Source organism: Nocardia sp. NPDC058244 (assembly GCF_042882065.1).
Lineage (GTDB): Bacteria > Actinomycetota > Actinomycetes > Mycobacteriales > Mycobacteriaceae > Nocardia.
The window spans coordinates 159648-182376 of record NZ_JBHVWX010000007.1 but is presented as its reverse complement, the minus strand read 5'-3'; the positions used below and the strand labels follow the sequence as shown (position 1 = coordinate 182376).

Here is a 22729-nt window from a genome sequence, read left to right as displayed (position 1 = left end):
CCACCACCGTGCCGGGGTTGTCGCGTAAACTCACCGGCGTCGGAGATGTGGGTCGAGCAGATCGGGGGACCCTGGTGAGCGGAACGCGCCGGTGAGTCGTAACAACGACAGCCTCCCCATGTTGCCGCCGTGGCTGTCGGAGAGCGAAGTCACACAGGTCGGCTACGAGGCTCCGGTGGAGAACCTCCCCCAGGACGATCTGATCGACGAGGCACCCAAACGCCGCCGCTTCATGGGCCGCGGCGGGAACGACGATGCCAAGAAGGACAAGCGCGGGCGTCGGCGCAGGGGTGAGGACCAGCCCGAGCAGCATCAGCCCGTCGCCGAGCAGGCCGATCAGCGTCCGCCCGTGGAGCAGCGTCGGCCCGCCGAGCAGCGTCCGCCGGTCGAGCAGCCGCCCGCGCGGCAGCCGTGGCCGGGCGAGGCCGCGAACCCGCTCATCCCCGGCGACCAGCCCAACGGCTGGCAGGGCGGCCCGGCGGGCCCCGGCACGCCGCCGCCGTGGCCGTCACCGCACAACGGGAGCAGCGCGGCCGTACCGCCAGCTCCCGGGCCCTCCGCCCCGGCGCCGATGGGCGATCCGTCGATCCCCACCGGCCCCTTCGCCAACACCCCGCCGTCGCACGGCGGCCCGAGCACCGCGCCGACCGGTGCGCACGAGAGCTCCGCCACGGCATATGCCGACCCGACCGCACAGGCCGGTGACCATTCCGGTCTCTCCCTGCCGACCCGGACGCCCGCGCCGCCGTCGACCGGGTTCACCCCGCTCGGCCCGGGCCAGCAGCAGCGTCAGCTCCCCGACCTGCCGCCGCCCCCGCCCCTGCCGGATCCGCCCGCCCGCCCCCGCCACACCGAGGCGCCACCGCGCCTGACGGCACCGGGCGAACCGTCGATCGGCGCCCACGCGGACCCGCTCCTCGGCCCGATTCCGACCCCCGCCACCGAATCGCCGGTGTCGTCGACCACCGCCGACCCACTCCTCGGCCCGGCACCGACCACCACCGGCGCATCCGCACCAGGCGTGGACCCCCTCCTCGCGCCTGCGCCGACCTCCACCTCCGGTACATCCGCACCCAGCGTGGACCCGCTGCTCGGCCGTGCGCCGACCACCGCCGGTACACCCGCGCCGGGTGTGGCGGACCCGCTGGTCCCTCCGGCGACCAATGCCGCCACCACTGCTTCGACCGGTGGCGCGTCGGCAGGCGGGTGGACGATGTCCGAGGAGGCGGTCGCCGAACTGCGCTCGCCGTCCCCCGACGCACGCACTCCCGACCAGGCACTGTCGCCCGACGCCGCTCGACGGCCGGATCCCGCCGACGTCGTTCCGCCGGAGTCCGGTGAACAGACACGGACCGGCCGTGGACGGCACAGCCTCGATCAGCCGGAGTCCGCGGCTGCGATCGGCGACGCCGCGGATGCCACGCGGACGCCTCCGCGCCTGCCGGAACCGCCCGCGCGCCTGGGCGATCCGGCCGCGACGGGTACCTCGCAGGCGGGCTTCGCGCCGTCACCCGACGCGACGACAGCTCCCCCGCCGCTGCCGGAACCGCCTGCGCGCCTTGGCGTTCCGGCTGAGACGAACGTGGCCGCCCGGGATGTCCTGTCACCTGACGATGCGGTGCGGCGGAACGAGCTCGCCCCGGAGGCGCCCGTCCACGACGGCAGGTCGTCTGCCGACCGCGCTGCGACGTCCCAGACCTCGCCCGACGCGTTCGCCGCACACGGCTCGACCGGCACGCCGTCGGCGCGCACCTCGCCCGCCACGGGCGATGCCATCGCATCGCCGCGGCCCGCGTCGACCAGCCCTACGGACGACGCTCTCAGCGGCCACGTCTCGGCGGGCAATGCGCCCTCGCCGCACGGCTCGACACCCCACGATGGCGCCGCCCCGTCGACGCACGGCTCCGCGCCCCTCGATGACGCCACGCGATCGACGCACGGCTCCGCGCCTCGCGATGGCGCCACGCCGGCGACGCACGGCTCGGCGGTCGGCGGCGGTAGCGCGGAAGACAGCGCGCCTGCCGACCGCACCACCCGGATGAGCCTGCCGACGGATCTCACCGGCCGTACGGGTCCCGCCACCGCGAGCGCCCCCGATTCCCGGTCGGCGTACAGCGCAGGCGAATTCACGCCGTCCACCGGTGCGGGATCCCCGTACCGGCCCGGCGAGTTCGTCGCTCCGCCGCAGGCGCCCGGGCCCGACCAGCCGTCGCACTACGTCTCGCAGACGCCGACCTACCATTCGTCGCAGTACAACGCGATGCCCGGCGATCCCTCGCCCGGTGCGGGCACCCAGTCTGCTCCGGACGCGCAGACGGAGATGTTCCGCGGTGACGACCCGCGGGTGCAGGCGGCCCGGAACCAGGCGCCCGGTGGCGAGTACGCGCCGCCGTCCTGGCAGAGCGGCACCGACCAGCAGGCCCACGCTCCGCAAACCGGTTACCGCTCCGGCGAATTCGCGCAGCCGGCCAACCCGTACCAGCAGACCCCGGGTCAGTACCAGCCGGGCGACCCCGCCCAGCAGCTGCCCGAGTCGTATCACCGCCCGGACGGCGGTCTCCCGCAGCCCGACGGCGCGCAACCGCCACAGGCCGAGGCGACGCGGCACTACCAGCAGCAGGACCCCTTGGCGCCGCGGCAATCGCAACCCGACGGCTCCCCCGCGCGGCAGTACCTGCCCGACGGATCTCCCGCGCCGACCCACCTGCGACCCGACGGCAGCCAGCAGTTCCTGCCCGACGGCAGCCCCGCGCCGACCCACCAGCGGTCCGACGGCGGCCAGCAGTTCCTGCCCGACGGCTCCCCCGCGCCGAACTTCCAGTACCAGCAGCCGGGTGACGTTGCGCCCCAGCAGTTCCAGGGCGGCCCGACCGTGGCGCCGTACCAGCAGGGCCCTGGCCAGTTCCAGCAGCCCGGCCAGTACCAGCAGCCCGGTTGGGGGGCCAACCCGCAGCAGGGATACCAGCCGCCGTCGCTCGACAACGTCCCGGTCAAGCGGGTCAAGAAGGCGCCGGGCAGTGGCTGGCGTAAAGCGGTACACCATGTTTCGGGTGGCGCGATCAACCCGGGGATGTCCGCGGAGGAGCGGCGCCTGCAGGAGCTGGTCGCCCGCATCCGCCAGCCGGTGCGCGGCGACTACCGGATCGCGGTGCTCTCGCTCAAGGGTGGTGTCGGCAAGACGACGACCACCACCGGCCTCGGCTCGATCTTCGCCTCGATCCGTGGTGACCGGGTGATCGCGGTCGACGCCAACCCCGACTTCGGCACCCTGTCGCAGCGGGTGGCGCTGCAGACCCGCTCGACCGTGCGCGACCTGCTGCTCGATCCGTCGATCGAGCGCTACTCCGATGTCCGCAGGCACACCTCGCAGAGTTCGAGCAGGCTGGAAGTGCTTGCCAGCGAACGCGATCCGGCCGCGTCGGAGTCGTTCAACGACGAGGAGTACCGGGCGGTGGCCCGGATCCTGCAGCGGTTCTACAACATCATCCTCACCGACTGCGGCACCGGCCTGATGCACTCGGCGATGAGCGGCGTGCTCGATCTGGCGCACTCGCTGGTGCTGATCTCGTCGGCGGCGATCGACGGCGCGCGCAGTGCCGCGGCCACGCTGGACTGGCTGTCGCTGCACGGGCACGACCACCTGGTCCGCAACGCGGTCGTGGTGATCAACCTGCCGCGTGAGGGGTCACCGAATGTCGGCGTGCAGCAGTTGCGCGAGTACTTCCTCTCGCGCTGCCGGGCCGTGCACATCATCCCGTTCGACGAGCACCTGTCCGAGGGTGCCGAGATCGATCTGCACCGCCTGCACAAGACGACCAAGCGGGCCTACGTGGAACTGGCGGCGACCGTCGCCGACGAGTTCGGCGTGGACCACCACCGCTTCGGCTGAGCTACGCCGCGGGCGGGCCGGTCACCATTCCGGCAGCCTGCGGCGCCCGGCGATCACGTCGCGGACCAGGTCGTCGTAGGCGTCGGCCAGCTCGGCGAGGTGGTGCCACGCGCCGTGCAGCATCTCGTCGTTGGCGGGCATGGTCATCAGGGCATGGTGCGCGCGGACCGAGGATTCGGCCAGCCGGTCGATGACCGCGCCGATCGTCTCGGTGTGCAGGGTCGCGCCGAGGCGGTGCTGCGGGACGGCGCGGTGCACCCAGTCGTCGATCGCCAGGACCAGTTCGGCTCGGCGGCAATCGATCTCACGCATCACCACCGGATCGGTGTCGACGAAGCCGCCCCGCCCGACGATGCGCTTCTCGTGCAGCACCGCGAGATCACGCGCGAACCACAGCAGTGGTCCCCCCACCACCCGATGTCCGCGACACGCCCGGACGAGAAGATCGGAGAGCGGCAGTAGACCGGTAGTCGCCGGCGGCCCGGCGGTATCGACACACCGCAATGTGTCGGGGAAAGCCATTACGACCGTAGAACTCTCCGAACCAGCCACGTTGCCTCGCCGTCGTCGCCGCACAGCACCGGATCAGGACGTTCATTACAATAAACCTCGCAAGCATCCTGTCAAGCATTACTCGGCCGTAGGTAACCCAGACGAGTACACTTCGTTACCTGCACGACCTACCGAGGAGCATGATGGCGGACGGTCCGACCTACCTCCGGATCGCAGACCTCCTCCGTGAGGAGATCCGCGCGGGCACGTGGAAACCGGGCGATCGGCTGCCCAGCCATTCCGAACTGGCCGAGCAGATGCAGGTCTCGATCACCACCTCGCGCAACGCGATCCAAGTGCTCGTCGCCGAAAACCTCGTCTACACAGCTACTTCCCGCGGCACCATCGTGCGAAACCAGGAAGTGCTGGAATCCGTGGTCACCGACCACATCCGCCCCGACCGGCCGCGGTCGGCGCACGACATCTTCGAGGAGATCGCCCGCGCCGCCAACCGCGAGCCTGCCAAGGAATTCAGCACCAGGATGGAGCCCGCCGACGACCAGGTCGCGCAGTGGCTCGGGATCGCCGTCGACTCCTGGGTGCTGGCCCGCACCGTGGTGCAGTACCTCGACAACGAACCGTGGTCGTGGGAGGTGAGTTTCTACCCACGCGATCTCGCCGAAGCCGCGAGCATCGACTCACCCCATGACATTCCCGAAGGCACGACCCGTCGCCTGGCCGATCGTGGCCACGGCGAGACCGCCCATCGAGACACCTTGACAGCGCGACCCGCCACCGCCGAAGAGGCGGCCGTGCTCGGCGTCGCCACCGGCACCGTCCTGCTCGACCACCTGCGCATCGGCGCCAACCACGAACGGGTCACCCGGGCGACCCGGCATCGTTGTCTCGCCGGCCGCAACCGGCTGGCCTACCAACTCGGCGACGCGGCGGGCACCGCCGTCATCGCCCGCACCCTCGGCATCGCACCCGGACCTGCCGTCGCCTTGCCATGACCGTGGCGATGCGCCCGGCCGCCCTGGGCGACCTGCCGCTGATCTGCCGCCTGCGGGTGCAACGCACCGCCTGGCTCACCGCGCGTGGGTCCGACCAGTGGACGGTCGCCGGTCGCGGCCGTCCCATCGAGATCTTCGCGGGCGCGGTCGGGCGGGCGCTGGACGCGGGCGAGACGTGGATCGCCGAGGTCGACGGTGAGCCCGCGGGCACGATCACCGTCAATCACCGGGCCGATCCGGGGCTGTGGTCGCCGTGGGAGCTGGCCGAGGCGGTGATCGTGCACTTCATGATCGTCGACCTGCGGTTCGCGGGCCGCCAGGTCGGGCATCGGATGCTCGCCCACGCCGCCCGGCTGGCCGACCAGAAGGACCGCGACTGGGTCCGGCTCGACGCCTGGACGTCCAACCAGCAACTGCACGACTACTACCGCCGGGCCGGCTTCACCCTGGCCCGCATCGCGGGGCCGTGCGCGGACGGCCCGTCCTGCGCCCTGTTCGAGCGCCGGACCGACAGCTGGTGCGGCCCGCCGATGTCCCGGCAGGCCCACCATCGCGCCGGTTCCCCGGCGCTGCCGATCGGTCGCCTGCCGGGCTGACCCGCTACAGCGGCGGCAGGTCGGCGATGTGGACCAGTTCGATGCCCTGACTGCGCGAGACCAGCGTGCCGCGACCGGGCGGCATCTTGCTCGGGCGCACGTCCCCGACCAGCTTTCCTTCGTCCCGCGACCCGCTCATGATCAGCGTCTGCACCGACAGGTTCTTCATCGCGCCGAGCACCGGGTCGTAGAGCGCGCGCGACGCGCCACCGATGCGGCGGGTGACGACGAGATGCAGGCCGATGTCGCGGGCCTGGGGCAGGTACTCGAGCAGCGGCGCGAACGGGTTGCCGGAACCGGTGACGACCATGTCGTAGTCGTCGACGACGACATAGATCTCCGGGCCCGACCACCAGCTGCGTTCGCGCAGCTGCTGCTGGGTGATGTCGGAGCCGGGGATCCGCTTGGCCAGGTAGCCGGCGACCTCCTGGATCATCGGCCCACACGTCTGCGACGAGGTCGAATAGCCCGCGAGCTGGTCGCCCTCGAGCACACCGAGCATGGTGCGCCGGTAGTCGATCAGGATCACCCTGGCCTCGGCGGCGGTGGACTGCTCGGCGATGCTCATCACGATATTGCGCAGCAGGGTGGTCTTGCCGCATTCCACGTCGGCGAAGGCCATGAAGTGCGGCTCGACACCGAAATCCAGGACCAGCGGCTGCAATTCGGACTCGCCGAGGCCGACGACGACCTTGGTGCGATCGAAGGTGACACCCTGTTCCCGCGCGGTGGCGATGACCTGCTCGCGCGGGAAGCTCAGCGGCAGCATGCGCACCTCCGGCGCGCGCCTGCCCGGGTAGAGCGCGATCAGTTCCTCGCGCGCCCTGGTGACGCCGTCGGCGATGGTCGACGGCTCGGAGTCGGAATCCAGGCGGGGCAGCGCGATCAGCATGTGCAGCTGCTCGGCCGTGAGACCGCGACCCGGCCTGCCGACGGGAACCTGGTGCGCGGTACGGCGATTCATCTCCGAATCGCCCGGGTCACCGAGGCGCAGCTCGAGCCGGGTGCCGATCTGGTCCTTGACCACCGGACGGATCTCGGCCCAGCGGGACGCGCCGATCATCAGGTGCACGCCGAACGAGAGGCCCTGGGTGGCGATGGCGTTGATCTGCGGTTCCAGCAGATCGAATTCCTCCCGGATGGCGCCCCAGCCGTCGATCACCAGGAACACGTCGCCGAATTGGTCGGCGGCCATCGGGTCGCCGGGCGCCGCGGTGGTGCCGTTGATCTGCCGGGCTTCCAGCGCGGAGAACTTGCGCCTGCGGAACTCGGTCATCGACTCGATGCCCAGCTCGGCGAACCGTTCCTCGCGCTGGCGCATCAGGGTGGTGAGCTCGGCGATGGTGCGGCGCACCCGGTCACCGTCGAGCCGGCCCGCGACCGAACCGACGTGCGGGACGCCGACCAGACCGGCCATGCTGCCGCCACCGAAGTCCAGGCAGTAGAACTGCACCTGTTCGGGGGTATGGGTGGCGGCGGCGGCCATGATGATGGTGCGCAGCGTCGTCGACTTGCCCGACTGCGGGCCGCCGACCACGGCGACATTGCCCTGCGCGCCCGCCAGATTGATGGTCAGGACGTCGCGGCGCTGCTCGTAGGGCTTGTCGATCACACCGATCGGCATCCACAGCTGACCGTGCCGGTTCACCGGCGAGCGCCAATCCGGGTCGGGCAGCAGCATGTCGGCGGTCGGCGATTCCTCCAGCGGCGGCAGCCAGACCTCGTGGGCCGGACGGCCGTGGCCGGTCAGCCGCTTGACGACCACGTCGAGCAGCGAGTCCGGGATGCCCTCCTCGGCGACGGGACCGCTCGGCGGTGGCGGCGGCAGTTCCAGCCTGCCGCGCAGGATCGGGTCGTCCTCGGTGTCCGGCTGTTCCGGCGCGGCCTCGGTCACCTCGACCGGCGCCGCGGTGAACACCACCGGCCGCTGGCCGCCCATCGGCGCGCCGTCGTCGTCGACGACGGTACCGACCGGCGCCACGTACGGACCGGAGACATAGCTCGCGTTGAACCGGAGCGGTTCGGACGCATCGCTTTTCAGGTAGCCCGCGCCGGGCACGCTGGGCAGGTGATAGGCGTCGGTGATGCCGAGCACCGCGCGCGACTCGTTGGCCGAGAAGGTGCGCAGACCGATCCGGTAGGACAGATGCGACTCGAGGCCGCGCAGCTTGTTCTCCTCCAGGCGCTGCGAGGCCAGCAGCAGGTGGACGTGCAGCGAGCGGCCGAGGCGGCCGATCATGACGAACAGCTCGGCGAAGTCCGGCTTCTGCGAGAGCAATTCGGAGAACTCGTCGACGACGACGAACAGCGCGGGCAGCGGATCGAGCGGAACGCCGGCGGCCCGCGCCTTCTCGTAGTCGTTGACATTGGCGTAGTTGCCCGCCGAGCGGAGCAGTTCCTGGCGGCGGTTCATCTCACCGGCGAGCGCGTCCTTCATGCGGTCGACCAGGGAGAGTTCGTCTTCCAGGTTGGTGATCACGGCCGCGACGTGCGGCAGCGAGTCGAGCCCGAGGAAGGTCGCGCCACCCTTGAAGTCGACGAGCACCAGGTTGAGCGCGTCCGGTGAGTGCGTGGTGACCAGCGAAAGCACCAGGGTGCGCAGGAATTCCGACTTGCCGGAACCGGTCGCGCCGATGCACAGGCCGTGCGGGCCCATGCCGTTCTCCGCCGACTCCTTGATGTCGATCTCGACCGGCGTGCCGTCCGGTGTGATGCCGATCGGCACCCGGAGCCGTTCGCGCGCGGTGCGCGGTCGCCACACCCTGGCCGGATCGATCTGGGCGGCATCGGGAATGCGCAGCAGGGCCATCAGGCCGGGGTCGCTGGTGGTGCCCTCCCCCAGGCTGACGATCTGCGCCGCCGTCGCCAGCCGGTACCTGGCCAGCGCGCGGGCGAACGCCTCGGCCTCGGCGACGCTGACCTCGTCGGCGGTCGCGAAGCGCTCGACGCCCGCGGCACTGCGCGCCGACACGGCCCCGTCACCGACGACCAACTGCAGACCGCGCCGGGCCGCGAGGCCGTTCTCGGGCGCGGTCAGGTCGAGCACGGTCACCGAGTCGAGCCCGGATTCGCTGATGATGCGTTCGTTGCCGCTGATGTAACCGTCGTCGATCACGACGACCACGTGCAGGCGTCCCTGGGTCGGCTGCGGGTTGCGCATGAACCGGCCGCGTTCCATCAGCTCGGTCTGCAACGCGGATTCGAGCTCGCCGAGCGAGGTGTACATCATCCGGGCCGAGCCGAGTCCGTCGCGCACCGACGGATGCTGCACGTGCGGCAGCCATTTCGCCCAGGCCCAGTGCCCGTCCGGGTCGGCGCAGACGATCGCGACGACGAGGTTGTCCGGGCCGTGGAAGGTGGTCAGTTCCATCAGCATGGCGCGCACCAGTTCGCGGCCCTCGTCGAGGTCGCCGCCGATATTGATGGCGGGGAACGCGCGCAGCGAGACCGCGGTCGGCAACTCGTGCACCACCGAGTGGGTGCGCACGAATCGGCGCAGGGCCACCGTCGACACCGGCTCGAGGTCTTCCAGCGGTCCGGTCTCCGGGCGGGCCAGCTTGGTGGCGAGGCGATGGCTGCCGACGCCGACCCGCACGTGGCCGAAGTCCGGGTCGTTGGGACGGCGTTCCCACATCCGCCTGCTGCCGATCAGCGCGGGCAGGTCGGCCGGTTCGGGATGACTCCAGTCCAGCGTCTCCAGCTGTTTGACGCCGGTGTTGCGCACGTCCTTGCGGACCTGGTCGAGGTAGCGGAAGTAGTCCTTGCGTTCCTCGTTGAGCTCGACGGCGCGCTTGGGGCCGCCGCCGCGCATGCCCGCCATCATGCCGACCATCGACATGAGCATCATCATCGGGAACATCATCATCATCGGATTGGCCAGCAGATTGCGGCCCATCGAGACCATCATCGCGATCATGCCGACGACCGCGACCACCATGATGACCGGCATCAGCTTCATCATCAGCGGTGACGGGATGGCGCGCTGGATCTCCGGCGGCGGGGTGAGCGCGACTTCACCGCCCGGCGCGCGCGGCGGCGCGATCCGGGGGCGACGGACGAAACCTTCGGTAGCCATCGATCCCTCTACTCGAATTCCTGGTTGAGGTCGGCGCCGCGCCTGCGGAACGGAAAGGCGAACGCGGCGCCGATGCCCAACGCGGCCAACAGGGTCAGCGCGCCGATGATCGCGACCCGGCGCGGTCGCGGATCCGGTTCGGGGGCCGCGTAGGGCGCGGCGATCGCGTGCCCCACGTCGGCGCCCCTGCTCGGCGGCTCGGCGGCCAGCGGCGCGGTGAGCGCCGCCAGCGGATCGATCAGTCCGGCGCCGATGGCGTCGTCGCGGCCGCGGCCGGGCGCGTGCGAGGTGCGGGTGATCCGTTCGATCACCTGCTGCGCGGACAGTTCCGGATAGCGCGACCGGATCAGCGCGGCCAGCCCGGCCACATACGGTGCGGCGAAACTGGTTCCGTCGACCGGTTGTACGCCCTCCATCGTCTGGACACCGTCGACCAGCCCGGCACCGCCCGGCTTGCTGTCCAGCGACACGATATTGCGCCCGATCGCGGCGGCCCCGATCCACGGACCGCGCAGCGACAGCGCGGAGGGCTTGCCGTCGGCGTCGACCGAGCCGACCGCGAGCACGTAGGGGGCGAACCAGGCGGGCGAGGCCACGGTGGTCACCGAACTCCAGCCCGAACCCTCGTTCTGGTTCTGACACGGGCCGCCCTGTTCCACATTGCCCGCGGCCGCGACGACCACCACATTGCGGTCGTAGGCGTACTTCACGGCGGCGCCGAGCGCACCGTCGGAAGTGTTGGAACCGGCTGGGGTGCAGGCCACTTCGGAAATATTGATCACCGTCGCACCCATGTCGACCGCGCGCACGACGGCGCCGGCGAGGGTGAGGACGCTGCCGTAGCCGTCGCTGCGTAGCGAGCCCTGTCCCTTGTCCGCGCCCCGGTCCTTGGCCTCGTAGGCGAGGCTGAGCTGACGGATGGTGAGGATCTCCGCCTCGGGCGCGACGCCGACGAACGCGTCCTCGGGGACGGGACGCGCGGCGATGATGCCCGCCACCAGCGTGCCGTGCCCGTCGCAATCGACGGTGCCGTCGGAGTCGCTGACGTAGTCACCGCCCGCCTGGAGCGCGGGCAGCCGCGGATGCCGGTTGACGCCGGTATCGATCACCGCGACCTTCTGGCCGGCACCGCGGCTGAACTGCCAGGCCGCGGGCAGGTCGAGCACCCGCTGCGCCATCGGCGGCTCGCTCGGCGCGCTGCCGCGCAGCACGGGTTCGGCGCACAGTTCGCGCTGTTCGGTGGGCTCGAGCGGGGCGGGCCTGCCGCTGAGCGCGAGCGCCGCGTCGAGCGCGCCCTGGTCGATCCGGGGCGGGGCGATCGCGCCAGCGGGCGCCGGGAAGCCCGCGACCGTGCCGAGCACGGTCGCGGCACAGGCCAGCCGCAGGACCGCGCGCCGCAGGGGTGCGCGGGTCATATGTTGCGGGCGGTCGAGTACACGTCCATGACCCACAGCGCGAGCGGGACCATCGTGATGATCAGCAAGTACTCGAAGATCTCGATCATCCGCCTGGTCACCGGGGTCACCTCGAGATGCGGGCCGATCACGCCGAATCCGATGACGCTGCCCGCGGTCAGCAACAGCAGCGCGACCGCGACGAATTCCAGCGCGTCGTGGCCGAGCCCGAGACCGGTCAGCAGCGCGATCATGATGAGCGCGCCGGTGGTGATCAATGTCGCGGCCTGCACCAGGTCGGCGTAGGAGCGTCCGCGCAGGCAGAGCACGATCGCGGCGACCGCGGCGAGCGCGACGCCACCGGAGTGGAACGGCCCGAGCGGATCGGCCGCGCCGACGGCGCCGAACAGCGCGGCCACCGCGCAGGCGACGACCAGTCCCGTCTGGATCTGATTGGCGACGCGAGCGCGCTCACCCAGGCCCGCCGCCGAGGGCAGCGCGATCGCGCCGACCGCGCCGATGCCCTCGATCGTCGGGCGCTGTTCGTGGTCGGCGGGGTCGATCGCCCCACCGGCCGTCGGCACCGGCGGAATCGGCAACCGGGCCGCCACCGCGGCCAGCCGCGGCACCGACGACAGCAGGATCACCGCCGCGACGAGCACTCCGGCGAACAGCTTGGCCAAGCCCGGATGCCACAGCAGGTAGACGGTGCCGGTCACCGCGCCGAACACACTCAGCGTGATCGCGGCGGCGAACAGGCCGGCCCCGATTCCGGTGATCCGGTAGCCGGCGACCGCCGCGACCAGCAGCACGACGCTGCCGAGCAGCACCTGCCCCGCGCCGAGCTGACCGGGCACGAGCAGCGCGCCGCCGCCGAACAGCAGCAGCAGGGCGTCGAGCGAAAGCCAGTTGGCGGTCATCGAATCGGTGAACTTGCGGGCGGCGATGCCGGCCGCCGCCGACGCGGCGATACCGGTGCCGAGCAGCGCGAACGCGGGGACCAGCGGATCGCTGTCGGCGCGCGAGACCGCGAGCAGGCCGAGCGCGGCCACGATCGCGATCGTGGCGATCACCAGACCCGCCCAGCGGGCCGCGGCACTGGACCAGCCGCGGAACTCGCCTGCGGTGAGCCGGGATACGGCATCGATCACGTCGTCGAAGAGCGCGGGCGCCTCTTTGCGCGTCACCGGGCTGAGCACGAGCAGCTCGCCGTCGTAGACCTCGGCCTCGGTGAGGGTGCGGCTGGGCGCGAGGGGGTCCTGCCCGAGCCGGGCCAGGGTCCAGTGCTGGGCCCGGACCGGGGCGGAGTCCTCGTCCCCGTCCGGCAGTCGCGGATCCCGGGAACGGATCAGCGCCACCAGGTCGCCGATGAATCCGGCGATCGGTACCGTGGCGGGTAGTCCGATGTCGAGCTGCGTATCACCCCCGATCACTGAAACTCGGCATAGTTCCGGCTCATTGCCCAACAACGTCGACACCAGTGATGAACTCTCAGTCGTAGCTGACTACTTCCGTTGCGACCACACGGCAGCGTTACCTAATCTAACGGACAGGGCAAACCGGCGCGATCGAAGTCCCGCCGCCGGATTGAACAGCAGCTGTCCACCAGACGAAGATTTCGGGGTCCGACACCACATGCCAGACATTCGCCAGGCGCAGCGTGCCTTCGACGCGGGCGTCCTCTCGCTCGGTCTGTCCATCGACGGTCAGGAGTCCGCGCGCGACGAGGAGTACGCGAAGCTGGCCTTCCAGCGCGCGACGGAATGGGATTCGTCGATGTGCGACGCGTGGCTCGGCCGCGCCGCCGCGGGCGAATTGACCAAAGAGGTGCTGTTCAATCTGCATCGCACCAGCCTCGATTCGCTCGGCCGCGAGCAGCGCAGGCTCGGCCTGGCGCCGCGGGCGATGGCGGGCCGCTTCCTGCCCGGCCTCTACATCGACTACCCGCTGGCCGGGCTCACCGAGATCTGGCTCGCCTGGGCCGCACAGCTGATCGCCGACAAGGACTACGACCAGGCCGAGCAGGTACTCGACAAGCTCGCCGAATTGCGCGCCGCCCGCGCCGACGATCCGGACAAGCAGATCGACGACCGGATCAGCTCCTACATCCGCGGCATCATGCACTACAACACCCAGCGCTGGCCCGACGTGATGACCGTGCTGGCAGGCTCGGCGGACTGGAAGGACCCGTACCTGGCCACCGGCGCGAACGTGATGGTCGGTACCGCCTGCGCGCAGCTCGGCCTGTTCGGTGAAGCCGTGCGGCGGATGGAACAGGCCGAGGCGGGCCCGATCCCGTCGGCCAGGTTCACCGCGATGTACAACCGCGGCCTGTGCCTGCGCGAGTCCGGCAACGAGGCCGAGGCCCAGAAGCTGTTCGAGCAGGTCTATTCCCAGCTGCCCGACTTCACCGCCAACACCAACGCCATGCGCGACCGCACCTTCCGGATCGTGGTCACCACCCGCGAGGTGATCGACGCCCGCACCGACAAGTGGGACCCCACCTCGGCGCCCTCGCTGGCCGCGATGAACGAGGCGGCCGCCGAGGATCGCGCGAAAACCGTCCTCGCCGAGGCACGGGCGCAGCTGGACAAGCAGGTCGGGCTGGCGTCGGTGAAGAACCAGGTGGCCAAGCTGCAGTCGTCCGCGCAGCTGGCCAAGATCCGCGCGGGCAAGGGCCTGTCGAGCCAGTCCAGGGGCCAGCACCTGGCCTTCACCGGTCCGCCCGGCACCGGTAAGACCACCATCGCGCGCGTGGTCGCCAAGATCTACTGCGGTGTCGGACTGTTGAAGACCGACAAGGTGGTCGAGGCCAAGCGCGTCGACTTCGTGAGCCAGAACCTCGGTGGCACCGCCATCAAGTCCGAGAAGCTGATCGACAGCGCCATGGACGGCGTGCTGTTCATCGACGAGGCGTACACGCTGATCCAGACCGGCCTGTCCGGCGGTGACGCCTTCGGTCGCGAGGCCGTCGACACCCTGCTGGCCCGGATGGAGAACGACCGCGACCGGCTCGTGGTCATCATCGCGGGCTACGACGGCGAGATCGACCGGCTGCTGGCCGCCAACGACGGTCTGGCCTCCCGCTTCGCCAAGCGTCTCCAATTCCCTTCGTACACCGCCGAAGAGCTGGGCCGGATCGGCGAGATCGTGGCGAACGGACGCGATTCGCAGCTGGCGCCCGCGGCGCTGGAGACCCTGATCGAGACCTGCGGGTTCCTCTACGACCTGGAGAGCACCGACCAGAGCGGGCAGCCGCGCCGCGGCGTCGACCTGGCGGGCAACGGCCGCTTCATCCGCAATGTGATCGAGGCGGCGGAGGAGGAACGCGAGTTCCGGCTGGCCAACACCGACGGCCTCGACCTGGCCGAGGTCGACGACGACGTGCTGATGCGGATCGAGGAGACCGATATGCGCACCGCGCTGACCGGCATCGTCGCGACGCTCAACGTGGGTCAGGTACCCAATCTGAGCTGAGCCCGAACGCGGCGGCGGCCGGGACCGCCGCCGCGTTCTCGGCTACTTGGTCGCGGAAGGCAGCGAATCGTAGCTGGTCAGAGCGTCTTTCGCGGAGAGCGTCGGGCCGGGGACCAGCTGTCCGATGATCGACCACGGCGCGAGTCGCGGCTTGTCACCCAGCCCCAGCACCGCGGCGGTCGCGGCGTCGGGAATGCCGTAGCGAATCCCGTTGTCGGCCACGTAGAACAGCGATTCCCGACGCAGGCTGCCCGGCTCGGTGCCGGTGACCTGCACGAATTCGCCGGTGCTCGGCGGCAGGTAGACCGCGTCCATCCGGTCGCCCGAACCGTCGGCGGTCGCGAGCGTCACGGGCTTGACCGAATCACTCAGCGGCAGCTTGGTTCCGGCGAGCAGGGTCACCGTGGCCCGTTCGGCCGGGCCGTCGACGGAGCTGCCCTGCGCGGCCGCGACACCCGGGTTCTTGGCCCAGTTCACACAGGCCACCGGGGCGTCCTCGGCCGCCAGGATGCGCGGCTTGCGCTCGGGGAAACCGTCGACCGGAAGGGTGTGCAGCACCGGCATCCGGTCCAGCGCGTCCGGGGCCAGTGCGGCGATCTCGCGCATACCCCGGGAATCGGCGTTGCGCAGCAGGTCCGCGGTGAACTCCGAGACCCGCTGGACCCCGTCGGCCAACACCACGTACATCGTCTCCTGACCGGCGGCCTGCACCCCGGTCACCGAGATGATGCCGCCGATCGGCACATTCGACAGCTTGCCGGGGCCCGGCTCGCCCGCGCGCTCGATCGTCGGCACCGCCAGCGGCGGCGCCTGCGTGGTGGCGCCCAGCACCGCGCTGCCGATCGGGCGAACCTGCTTGCCGGACAGGCCGAGGGTGCGCGCGACCACCGAGTTGTTCGGATCGAGTTCGGCCCTGGTCCCCTGGTACACCAGATAGGTCTTGTCGTCGCGGCGCACCAGCAGCGCGTCGTCGGCGCCGGTGGCGCCGATCCGGTCCCCGGTTTCCGGCTTGCCGACGATGGCGGTGGTGAGTCCGCCGGTGGCGCCGGACGCGCTACCGGAGGCCGAGAGCTGGGTGGTCTCGCACAGCGTCCAGTTCGAGCTCGCGCCCTGCTTGGATCCCGGCATGGCGGCGGGCGCGCCCGGGATGCCGAGCAGCGGGCCGCGTGGCATCGAACCGAGCTTGTCGTCCTTCACCGATTTCGGCGTCTGCGCGTCACCGGCGATCAGCCGGGCCGAGGCCAGGTTGAGCACCGGATGGAGCGTCTTCTCGCCTTCCTTGGCCTCGACGACCACGTACATCGCGCCGCTCTGCTTGCCGCTGACGATCAGCGCGTCGCCGATCGCGCCCTGCGGCTTGAGGAAGCCGAGAATGGCCGCGCCCGCCACGATGATCAGCCCGAGCACCGCGCCGACCATCATCGACCGGCTCTGCGACCGCATCGGATCGTGCAGCATGCGCACATCGCGGCGGACCAGCGCGTGGTCGAGCCTGCGCAGGAGGAAACGATAACCGTTGACCTGGGCCTTGGTTGTCAGCTGTGCCGGCACAGGGACTCCATTGCTGCGTTGATCACCATCTCGTCGGACACGGTACCGTAAATCCGGAATTGTCCTTCACCATGATTCGACGGATGCCAAGCAGGGACAACGATTTTGAACAACAGTATGAACGGCGGGCAAACCGCCGGCGACAATGCCTACGACACGCTGCGTGACCCGGAATTCTGGCTGTTCCGGATGTATCCGCTGCGCGCGTGCGTGCCGGTCGCGGTGCTCGCGGCGATCGTGGCCTGGGTCGTGCTGGCGACGACGAATTCGGGCTACGGGGCGATCGGCGGGGCGGTGGCCGTGCTGTTGATCGGGCTCGTCCCGATCCGGCGGCGCACGCTCGCCGTGCGATTCGGCGGCTGGCTGGGGCGCCGCCTGCGCGGTCGCACCGAAACCCTGGACCGGGCCCCCGCCTTCGACGTGCCGCTGCCCGAGGGCGGCGGCTGTGGCGTGCGCTGGGACGGCGATCTGCTGCTGACCATGCTCCGCATCGATCCGCCGCCGGACACGCTCACGCTGCTGCGCCGCGGCACCCTCAGCGCCGACCAGCTACTGCCGATGACCGAGATCGCGCGCTGCCTCGACCAGTTCGACGTGGAGCTGGTGAGCATCGACGTGATCGCCACCGGCGCGCGCACCGCGGGCACCGGCGCGGCCGCGCACCTGTACGACCGGATCCTCGGCCCGCTGCCCGCCATCGCGCACCGCACCTGTTGGCTCGTGCTGCGGCTGGACCCGGTGGCCAACGCGGCGGCGGTGAACAAACGCGGCGGCGGCGCGACCGGCGCCCTGCGCACCATGATCATCGCCACCCGCCGGGTCGCCAATCGGCTCGCCACCCACGGCATCGACGCCGCGGTCCTCACCGCCACCGAGATGAACAGCGCGGTGCGCGAACTGACCCACGGCTTCGACCCGCTGCGGCTCACCGAGTCGGCGCACGGCCTCGAGTCCGAGTTCGGCAGGCACCTGACCCACTACCAGCTCACCGCGCCGATGATCGGCACGAACGGGCTGGCCGAGATCTGGTCGCTGCCCTCACTCTCGACCACGGTGACCCTGCGTCTGCACCCCGGCGCCCGTCGCGTCGGACGCGCGTACGACAAGGCGGGGACCGTCGTGCTCAACGCCGTCGTCCGCTTCGATTCGGTGGCGCCCTACGAGCAGGCGCCGGTCGCCGGACTGCGCGAGCTCCCGGGCAGCCAGCGCCGCATCCTGCTGGACACCCTGCCCATCGGCGCGGCCGACGACCTGGGCGGCCGGGACGGCTACCGGGGCACGCTCACCGCGCTCACCGACATCTCGGTGCCGACCACCGGCTGTGGTCAGTTGATCGGGGCCGACGAACGCGGTCAGGGCATCGCGGTCCCGCTGATCGGCGCGGGCACCCGCCACGTCGACGTGATCGGCAACCTGGATCTGGCCCAGCAGGTCGTCCTGCGCGCCACCGCGCTGGGCGCCCATGCCGTCGTGCACACCGCGCGGCCGCAGGCCTGGCAGTCGATGGTCGCGAACCTCGCGACCCCACAGCTGCTCTCGATCGCGCCGAGGGCGGCGGGCGCGACTCCGCAGACCCCGCCGGGGCCGCCGCCGGTGCCCGCGGCGCCCTACCCGACGACGACCGTGCTGGTCTTCGACGGTATCGCCCCGACCAGCCATCTGGGTGGCGCGACCATCGTCGAGGTCCGCACCGCCGAACGCGATCCGGAGGCGCTCGCCCCCGACGTCACCCTCGTGCAGGACCCGTACGCGCCCAACCGGATCACGGTGCGGACCAGTACCGGCAGCGCGACGGTGTCGATGGTGACGACCCCCGACGAGATGCACTACATCGGCGAATCACTCGCGGCGAGATGAGTTCGGACTGATCGACGACCTGAGCCCGAACTCAGCGCCGATCAACCCCGCACGGGCCGACCTCGAGGAGGCCCCGCCCGCGCAGCGGGCGTAGCGGCCCGGCCCGACGAAAACGGGGCGAGACCATGTGCCGCAGGCACGAGTCTCGCCCCGTTTTCGTTGGGCCCCAAGGGGGCCGCGCTCGAGCGCGCCAGCGCTCCAACAACTCAGAAGTCGGCGAAACCGTCGCCGACCTTGCCGTCGGCCTCGAGCGCGCGGTTCAGCGCGGACTCGACCTGAGCGGCGAGCTTGTCGAGCTTGTCGAGGGTGTCGGTCAGCTCGGTGGTGACGTTCTTGTGCGCGGTGTCGAAGTTCGAGATCGCGTTGTCACCCTGCAGGTTGTTGCGGAAATCCGAAGCGGCGCCCTCGAGTTCGTCGATCTCGCCCTTCATCTTCCCGCCGTAGGTCTGCAGGTCGCTGAACAGCTCGTTCATCGCCGCGGGATCGTAAAGAATGGTCATGAGCTCAGTTCCTGTTCGTTTCTGATTCGCGGTCAGAGGTTGGTGTAGCTGCCGCCACCGCTGGTGGAACCACCGCCGGACAGGCCTGCGCCGTCCATGTTCACGAGGGTGGACTTACCGGTGTTGACCGCTTCGGTGAGCCGGTCGAACTTCTTGTTCAGAGCGTCGGCCTCGTCGTGCCAGGCCTGGGCGACCTTCACGAACTCGTCGGAGGCGTCACCCTTCCAGCCGCGGAGCACGGCCTGGGCCGCGTCGTCGATCTGACCGACCGACGTCCGCAGGTTGTTGATCGTGCCTTCGAGCTTGGAGACGACGCCGTCTACGCCGCCGGCTTCTACACCTACTGGTCCCTGAGGGGGCATGTGCCGAACCTTTCCTACTTGATGGTTGAAATGGGAGATGGCTTAGTCGGGCCGCCACCCCCCACCGGGAAGCCCCTCGAGGAGCGCACCGACGGCCTGGGTCAGGCGATGATCGGTGCCCGGCGTTATGGTCGACCACACCTGCCCGTCGGGCGCCGTCATCGGCGCGACGACGATCCGGCCGCGCGCGGTGTCGTACACCGCGACCGCGCCAGGGGCTCGGGTGGTCAGCCCGTCATGGTGGACGGTGGCGACGATCTCGGTGTAGCCATGGCAGGAGCCGAAGGCCGCGCCGAGGACGGTCGCCTCGTGCGCGTCGATACCGAGCGCGTACATCGCGTCCACGTACTGGGAAGTCGTTTCGGCGGCGTCCAGGCGCGCCGCCAGATCGTCGGCCGCGACGCTCACCGCCGCCACCTCCGCCGGCGCGCAGTGCGGCAGCGCGGCGAGCAGCAGGCGGGTCAGTTCACGGTCGGAACCGTCGATCGCCTTGGTGCCGATCTCGAAGCCGCCGCCGACGCGGACGGCGCTGGCGTGACCGGCGCCGCGGCGCGCCAGGCAGATCCGGCGCGCGTCGCGGTCACCGTAGCTGCGGGCGACGAGTTCGGCGTCGGGCTGGGCGAGGGTGTGCAGCGCGTCCGCCAGGTCGGGCTCGACGTCACCGTAGCCGTCGAAGATTCCGGCGGCGGTGAGTTCGGCGACCGCGGCGTCTCTGGCGGCGCGCCAGTCGTCGAAGCTGTCCTGCTGCGGACCCACCGCCAGGACCAGCGGCAGGGTCTGGACGCCGAGCCGATCGGCGACGGCCAGCAGCGAATCGTTGGTGAGGGTGGTCATGGCCGCCCCTCCGCCGTCGTCGTCGACGTGCCACCGGTCTGGGGTGCCGCGCGTTCGGCGACGCCGAGCACGGCGGGGGCAGCCTGGATCTCGCCTTCGGCGACCAGCTGGTCCGATTCCTCGTAGGCCAGACCCGCGCGCGGGAAGCGGGACCCCGCGTCGTGCCCACCGGCGCCGGGCGCCATCGCACCAGGGACGACCGGGGCGGCCGGTCCGGCAGGCGTGGCGACCGGTGTGGCCTGCGGCGCGGTGGTGACCGCGGCGGTGGACTGCACGAAAACCGGTGCGCGATACGCGGTCTGCACCGGTGCGGGCAGCGACGGCAACGCACCGAGGCCGATCGCGCCGAGCCCCGACATCCCGGCCGCACCCGGCGACGCGGGGGTTCCCGCCTGCGCCGACTGTTCGCCCGTCAGCGCGGTCTCCGGGGCGATCGGCGGTGGCGGCGCGTGCAGCCAGGGCGTCGCCAGCGGTTCGGTGGCCGCCTCGTAGCTGCGCATCACCCGGGAGGCGACCGCCTTCGCCACGTCGGCATCGGCGTCGGTCTGCGCCGCGATGGCCTTGATCGGGGCGCCGAGCGCGGTGCCGACCTGTTCCAGCGCCTGCTGCATCGCCGTGATGGCCGCGATGTCGGCGCTGTTCGGCATCGCCAGGGCCGCCACCTCGTAGGCGAGGACCTGGGCTTGCAGCCGTGCGGCATTGGCGGTCGCGGCGGCCGCGGTGTCGATCAGCCACTCCCGCAGGGTCGAGATCCGTTCCCACACCTGCTCGCTGCTCCCGGACTTCCAGGAGCCGCGCAGGGTTTGCAGCACCTGCTCGTAGTCGAGCACGGCCGCGCCGAAGGCCGCGGCGAGCCGCGTCCAGGCGGCGGCCGCGTCGGCCATCGGCATCGGTCCGGCACCGGTGGTGAGGTCGGTGGCGAGCTTGTGCGGCTCGCGTGCCTCCCACACCACTCCGGTGAAGCCGGGCTGCGGTGGTTCGATCATCGGTGATGGATGCCTTTACGCCGCAGGCCCGTTGAAGCCGGTGGTGTTGTCGGTTTCCATCTGGTCGAACTCCGAGACCTGTGCCCGCAGGGTAGCGGCGAGCTTGTTCATCTCGTGCGCGCCCGCCTCGGCACCGGTCAGGTAGTCGTCGGCGACGCCGTTGGCGGTGGTCGCGGCGCGCGCGGACACCTCGTCGACGCCCGCCGGGGCCACCCGGAGGGTCGGGGCGACGGCCGACAGCTCGGTGGTGAGCCGGTCGGCGATCCCGTCCAGTGCTGCCGCGGCTTTGCTCGCCGCGGCGGAATCGAATTCGAAGGTGTTGCTCATCTGCTGCTCCTGTCGTGGTCGTGCCGCGTCACAGTGAGAGTTCTTTGTCCGGTGGCGCTTCGGTGGTCACCGGTTCGGCGGCGCCGACGACCGGAGTCGCCACCCCCGCGATCTGGCCGACGACTTCGTCGCCGTGATTGCCGGTCACCAGCTGTGAGTGCACGGCCTCGCTGCCGCCACCGTCCACCGCGCGGGCCATCGGCATACCGGCACCCGCGCCAGCGCCCATCGGCATGTAGCCCGGCGCCGAGCCCGCCGAGGCGGTGGTCGTACTCGCGCCACCCGAGGTGGTGCCGCCGGTGCCGCCGAGCGCGCCGGTCGCCCCGACGGTGGACAACCCGCCGCCGCGTCCGCCCTGCCACGGGCTCAGCGGCGACGACGCCGCGCCCGCGCCGCCGATCGCGCCGATGCCGCCGATCGCACCGCCACCGCCGCCTGCTCCGGCCAGGCCCTCGGCGGTTTCGCTGTCGGCGTCGGTGATCTCGGTGCCGGTGCTCGCCGCGTCGTCGGTAGTGCCGGTGGTGCTCGCCGACAGCGAACTCACCTGCTCGGCCAGCGAACCCAGCGACGACACCGCGGTGCTCGCCGTACTGATCAACGGCGAGACCAGGCTCATCAGCTGGCTCAGCGAATCGCTGCTCGCGTCGACACCGGTGGGGGCGTTGGTGACCTGGACCTTCTCGCCCGCCTGCGCCATCTCACCGCTGCGCGCCACCATCTCGGCCTTGGTCTCGGCCGTGATAGCCAGGCCCTCGGCCATGGCCTCCATCGTGGCCGCGATCAGCACCGCTTGACCGCCCGGCGTCGCCGCGTAGAGCGGGGCCAGGGCCAGGGTGGCCGAATAGCGCGCGATCACCGCGGCCAGTTTGGCGCCACCCACGGCGACATTGCCCGCCGCGTGGGTGAGCACCGCCTTCTCCTGCGTGCTCTGCGTCGCCAGCTTGGCGCCGTCGGACTGCGCCGCGGTCGCCTTGTTCGTCGCCTCCATCGCCGCGGCGCTCTGCCACAGCTGCATCACCGTCTGCAACGCGGTCGACCCGAGCGACATCGCCGTCTCGAGCACCGAGGTGATGTTCGACAGCGCGTCGGTGGGATTCGACGACGTGCCGGACGTGGTGCCGGTGCCGCCGAGCGCGCCGGTGCCGAAGGCGGAGGCCAGTTCGGTGAGCGGCTGCATCAGCGCGGTCAGGTCGATCGTCGGCAGCGCGGGCATTTCCGGCAGCTGGATGAACTCCGGCAGTTGCGGCAGCTGCGGCAGCCCCATCGAGCTGAGCACCTGGCTCACCGGCTGGTCCAGCATCGGCGCCAGGGAACTGCCGCGCAGTAGATCGAGCACGGTCGGATCGACCGATGCCATCGCACCGGCCGTGCTTCCC

Annotated in this window: 16 protein-coding genes; 5 read left to right on the top strand and 11 right to left on the bottom strand. The window is 71.0% G+C overall.

Annotated features, from left to right (window positions below; all coding sequences use genetic code 11):
• The first annotated feature begins 118 nt into the window (after positions 1-118).
• Complete coding sequence (locus tag ACFVW6_RS23000; protein WP_387792815.1) at positions 119-3889, top strand: AAA family ATPase; 3771 nt, start codon at positions 119-121, stop codon at positions 3887-3889.
• A gap of 21 nt (positions 3890-3910) precedes the next feature.
• On the opposite strand, the gene ACFVW6_RS22995 is transcribed toward ACFVW6_RS23000, so the two are convergent.
• Positions 3911-4303, bottom strand: a complete 393-nt coding sequence (locus ACFVW6_RS22995) for a DUF4254 domain-containing protein (protein ID WP_355271361.1) — start codon at positions 4301-4303, stop codon at positions 3911-3913.
• Positions 4304-4584: 281 nt separating this feature from the next.
• Between ACFVW6_RS22995 and ACFVW6_RS22990 the strand changes: the two genes are divergently transcribed.
• The gene (locus ACFVW6_RS22990; RefSeq protein WP_378829636.1) at positions 4585-5394 is read left to right on the top strand and encodes a GntR family transcriptional regulator; all 810 of its coding nucleotides are present in this window, start codon (positions 4585-4587) and stop codon (positions 5392-5394) included.
• Complete coding sequence (locus ACFVW6_RS22985) at positions 5391-5990, top strand: GNAT family N-acetyltransferase (protein WP_357346497.1); 600 nt, start codon at positions 5391-5393, stop codon at positions 5988-5990. The genes ACFVW6_RS22990 and ACFVW6_RS22985 overlap by 4 nt, the downstream gene beginning before the upstream one ends.
• Positions 5991-5994: 4 nt before the next feature.
• On the opposite strand, the gene eccCa is transcribed toward ACFVW6_RS22985, so the two are convergent.
• Genes eccCa through eccD form a run of 3 tightly spaced genes read right to left on the bottom strand, consistent with a single transcriptional unit; the run spans position 5995 to position 12937 of the window.
• Positions 5995-10065, bottom strand: coding sequence for a type VII secretion protein EccCa (gene eccCa / locus ACFVW6_RS22980; RefSeq protein ID WP_378829632.1), 4071 nt, complete (start codon positions 10063-10065; stop codon positions 5995-5997).
• Positions 10066-10073: 8 nt separating this feature from the next.
• Positions 10074-11480: a type VII secretion-associated serine protease mycosin gene (gene mycP, locus ACFVW6_RS22975; RefSeq protein WP_378829630.1), complete on the bottom strand. Its 1407-nt coding sequence runs from the start codon at positions 11478-11480 to the stop codon at positions 10074-10076.
• On the bottom strand, positions 11477-12937 hold the full coding sequence (gene eccD / locus ACFVW6_RS22970) for a type VII secretion integral membrane protein EccD (protein ID WP_378829628.1): 1461 nt from the start codon (positions 12935-12937) through the stop codon (positions 11477-11479). Before eccD ends, mycP begins: the two co-directional genes overlap by 4 nt.
• Positions 12938-13094: 157 nt before the next feature.
• Here eccD and eccA point away from each other — a divergent pair, with 157 nt between their 5' ends.
• Entirely contained in the window at positions 13095-14936 is a 1842-nt protein-coding gene (gene eccA, locus ACFVW6_RS22965) for a type VII secretion AAA-ATPase EccA (RefSeq protein ID WP_378829625.1), read from the top strand.
• Between the two features lie 42 nt (positions 14937-14978).
• On the opposite strand, the gene eccB is transcribed toward eccA, so the two are convergent.
• Positions 14979-16487 (bottom strand): type VII secretion protein EccB, encoded by a 1509-nt coding sequence (gene eccB / locus ACFVW6_RS22960; protein WP_355271350.1) that lies wholly within the window; start codon positions 16485-16487, stop codon positions 14979-14981.
• Between the two features lie 117 nt (positions 16488-16604).
• Here eccB and eccE point away from each other — a divergent pair, with 117 nt between their 5' ends.
• The gene (eccE, locus tag ACFVW6_RS22955) at positions 16605-18344 is read left to right on the top strand and encodes a type VII secretion protein EccE (RefSeq protein ID WP_378829622.1); all 1740 of its coding nucleotides are present in this window, start codon (positions 16605-16607) and stop codon (positions 18342-18344) included.
• A gap of 206 nt (positions 18345-18550) precedes the next feature.
• On the opposite strand, the gene ACFVW6_RS22950 is transcribed toward eccE, so the two are convergent.
• From ACFVW6_RS22950 to ACFVW6_RS22925, 6 genes are read right to left on the bottom strand one after another with little or no spacing between them, the layout of a single operon-like run.
• Positions 18551-18844 carry a WXG100 family type VII secretion target gene (locus ACFVW6_RS22950; protein WP_022567327.1) on the bottom strand — a complete coding sequence of 98 codons (294 nt, stop codon included), beginning with the start codon at positions 18842-18844 and terminating at the stop codon, positions 18551-18553.
• Positions 18845-18876: 32 nt separating this feature from the next.
• A complete protein-coding gene (locus ACFVW6_RS22945; protein ID WP_218717557.1) occupies positions 18877-19206 on the bottom strand; it encodes a WXG100 family type VII secretion target in 330 nt (109 codons plus the stop codon).
• Positions 19207-19248: 42 nt separating this feature from the next.
• Entirely contained in the window at positions 19249-20040 is a 792-nt protein-coding gene (locus ACFVW6_RS22940) for an ESX secretion-associated protein EspG (RefSeq protein WP_378829620.1), read from the bottom strand.
• Positions 20037-21026, bottom strand: coding sequence for a PPE domain-containing protein (locus ACFVW6_RS22935; protein ID WP_378829617.1), 990 nt, complete (start codon positions 21024-21026; stop codon positions 20037-20039). The genes ACFVW6_RS22940 and ACFVW6_RS22935 overlap by 4 nt, the downstream gene beginning before the upstream one ends.
• A 15-nt stretch (positions 21027-21041) precedes the next feature.
• The gene (locus tag ACFVW6_RS22930; RefSeq protein WP_357346490.1) at positions 21042-21353 is read right to left on the bottom strand and encodes a PE family protein; all 312 of its coding nucleotides are present in this window, start codon (positions 21351-21353) and stop codon (positions 21042-21044) included.
• A gap of 28 nt (positions 21354-21381) precedes the next feature.
• Positions 21382-22710, bottom strand: coding sequence for a hypothetical protein (locus ACFVW6_RS22925; protein WP_378829614.1), 1329 nt, complete (start codon positions 22708-22710; stop codon positions 21382-21384).
• Positions 22711-22729: the final 19 nt, after the last annotated feature.

What these genes read in the sequence shown, in the direction of transcription:
- ACFVW6_RS22985 (WP_357346497.1), top strand. Translation starts at nt 5,391, where the DNA reads ATGACCGTGGCGATGCGCCCGGCCGCCCTGGGCGACCTGCCGCTGATC.
- ACFVW6_RS22925 (WP_378829614.1), bottom strand. Translation starts at nt 22,710, where the DNA reads ATGGCATCGGTCGATCCGACCGTGCTCGATCTACTGCGCGGCAGTTCC.
- ACFVW6_RS22935 (WP_378829617.1), bottom strand. Translation starts at nt 21,026, where the DNA reads ATGATCGAACCACCGCAGCCCGGCTTCACCGGAGTGGTGTGGGAGGCA.
- eccCa (WP_378829632.1), bottom strand. Translation starts at nt 10,065, where the DNA reads ATGGCTACCGAAGGTTTCGTCCGTCGCCCCCGGATCGCGCCGCCGCGC.
- ACFVW6_RS22990 (WP_378829636.1), top strand. Translation starts at nt 4,585, where the DNA reads ATGGCGGACGGTCCGACCTACCTCCGGATCGCAGACCTCCTCCGTGAG.
- ACFVW6_RS22950 (WP_022567327.1), bottom strand. Translation starts at nt 18,844, where the DNA reads ATGACCATTCTTTACGATCCCGCGGCGATGAACGAGCTGTTCAGCGAC.
- ACFVW6_RS22940 (WP_378829620.1), bottom strand. Translation starts at nt 20,040, where the DNA reads ATGACCACCCTCACCAACGATTCGCTGCTGGCCGTCGCCGATCGGCTC.
- ACFVW6_RS22930 (WP_357346490.1), bottom strand. Translation starts at nt 21,353, where the DNA reads ATGAGCAACACCTTCGAATTCGATTCCGCCGCGGCGAGCAAAGCCGCG.
- mycP (WP_378829630.1), bottom strand. Translation starts at nt 11,480, where the DNA reads ATGACCCGCGCACCCCTGCGGCGCGCGGTCCTGCGGCTGGCCTGTGCC.
- ACFVW6_RS23000 (WP_387792815.1), top strand. Translation starts at nt 119, where the DNA reads ATGTTGCCGCCGTGGCTGTCGGAGAGCGAAGTCACACAGGTCGGCTAC.
- eccE (WP_378829622.1), top strand. Translation starts at nt 16,605, where the DNA reads ATGAACGGCGGGCAAACCGCCGGCGACAATGCCTACGACACGCTGCGT.
- ACFVW6_RS22945 (WP_218717557.1), bottom strand. Translation starts at nt 19,206, where the DNA reads ATGCCCCCTCAGGGACCAGTAGGTGTAGAAGCCGGCGGCGTAGACGGC.
- eccA (WP_378829625.1), top strand. Translation starts at nt 13,095, where the DNA reads ATGCCAGACATTCGCCAGGCGCAGCGTGCCTTCGACGCGGGCGTCCTC.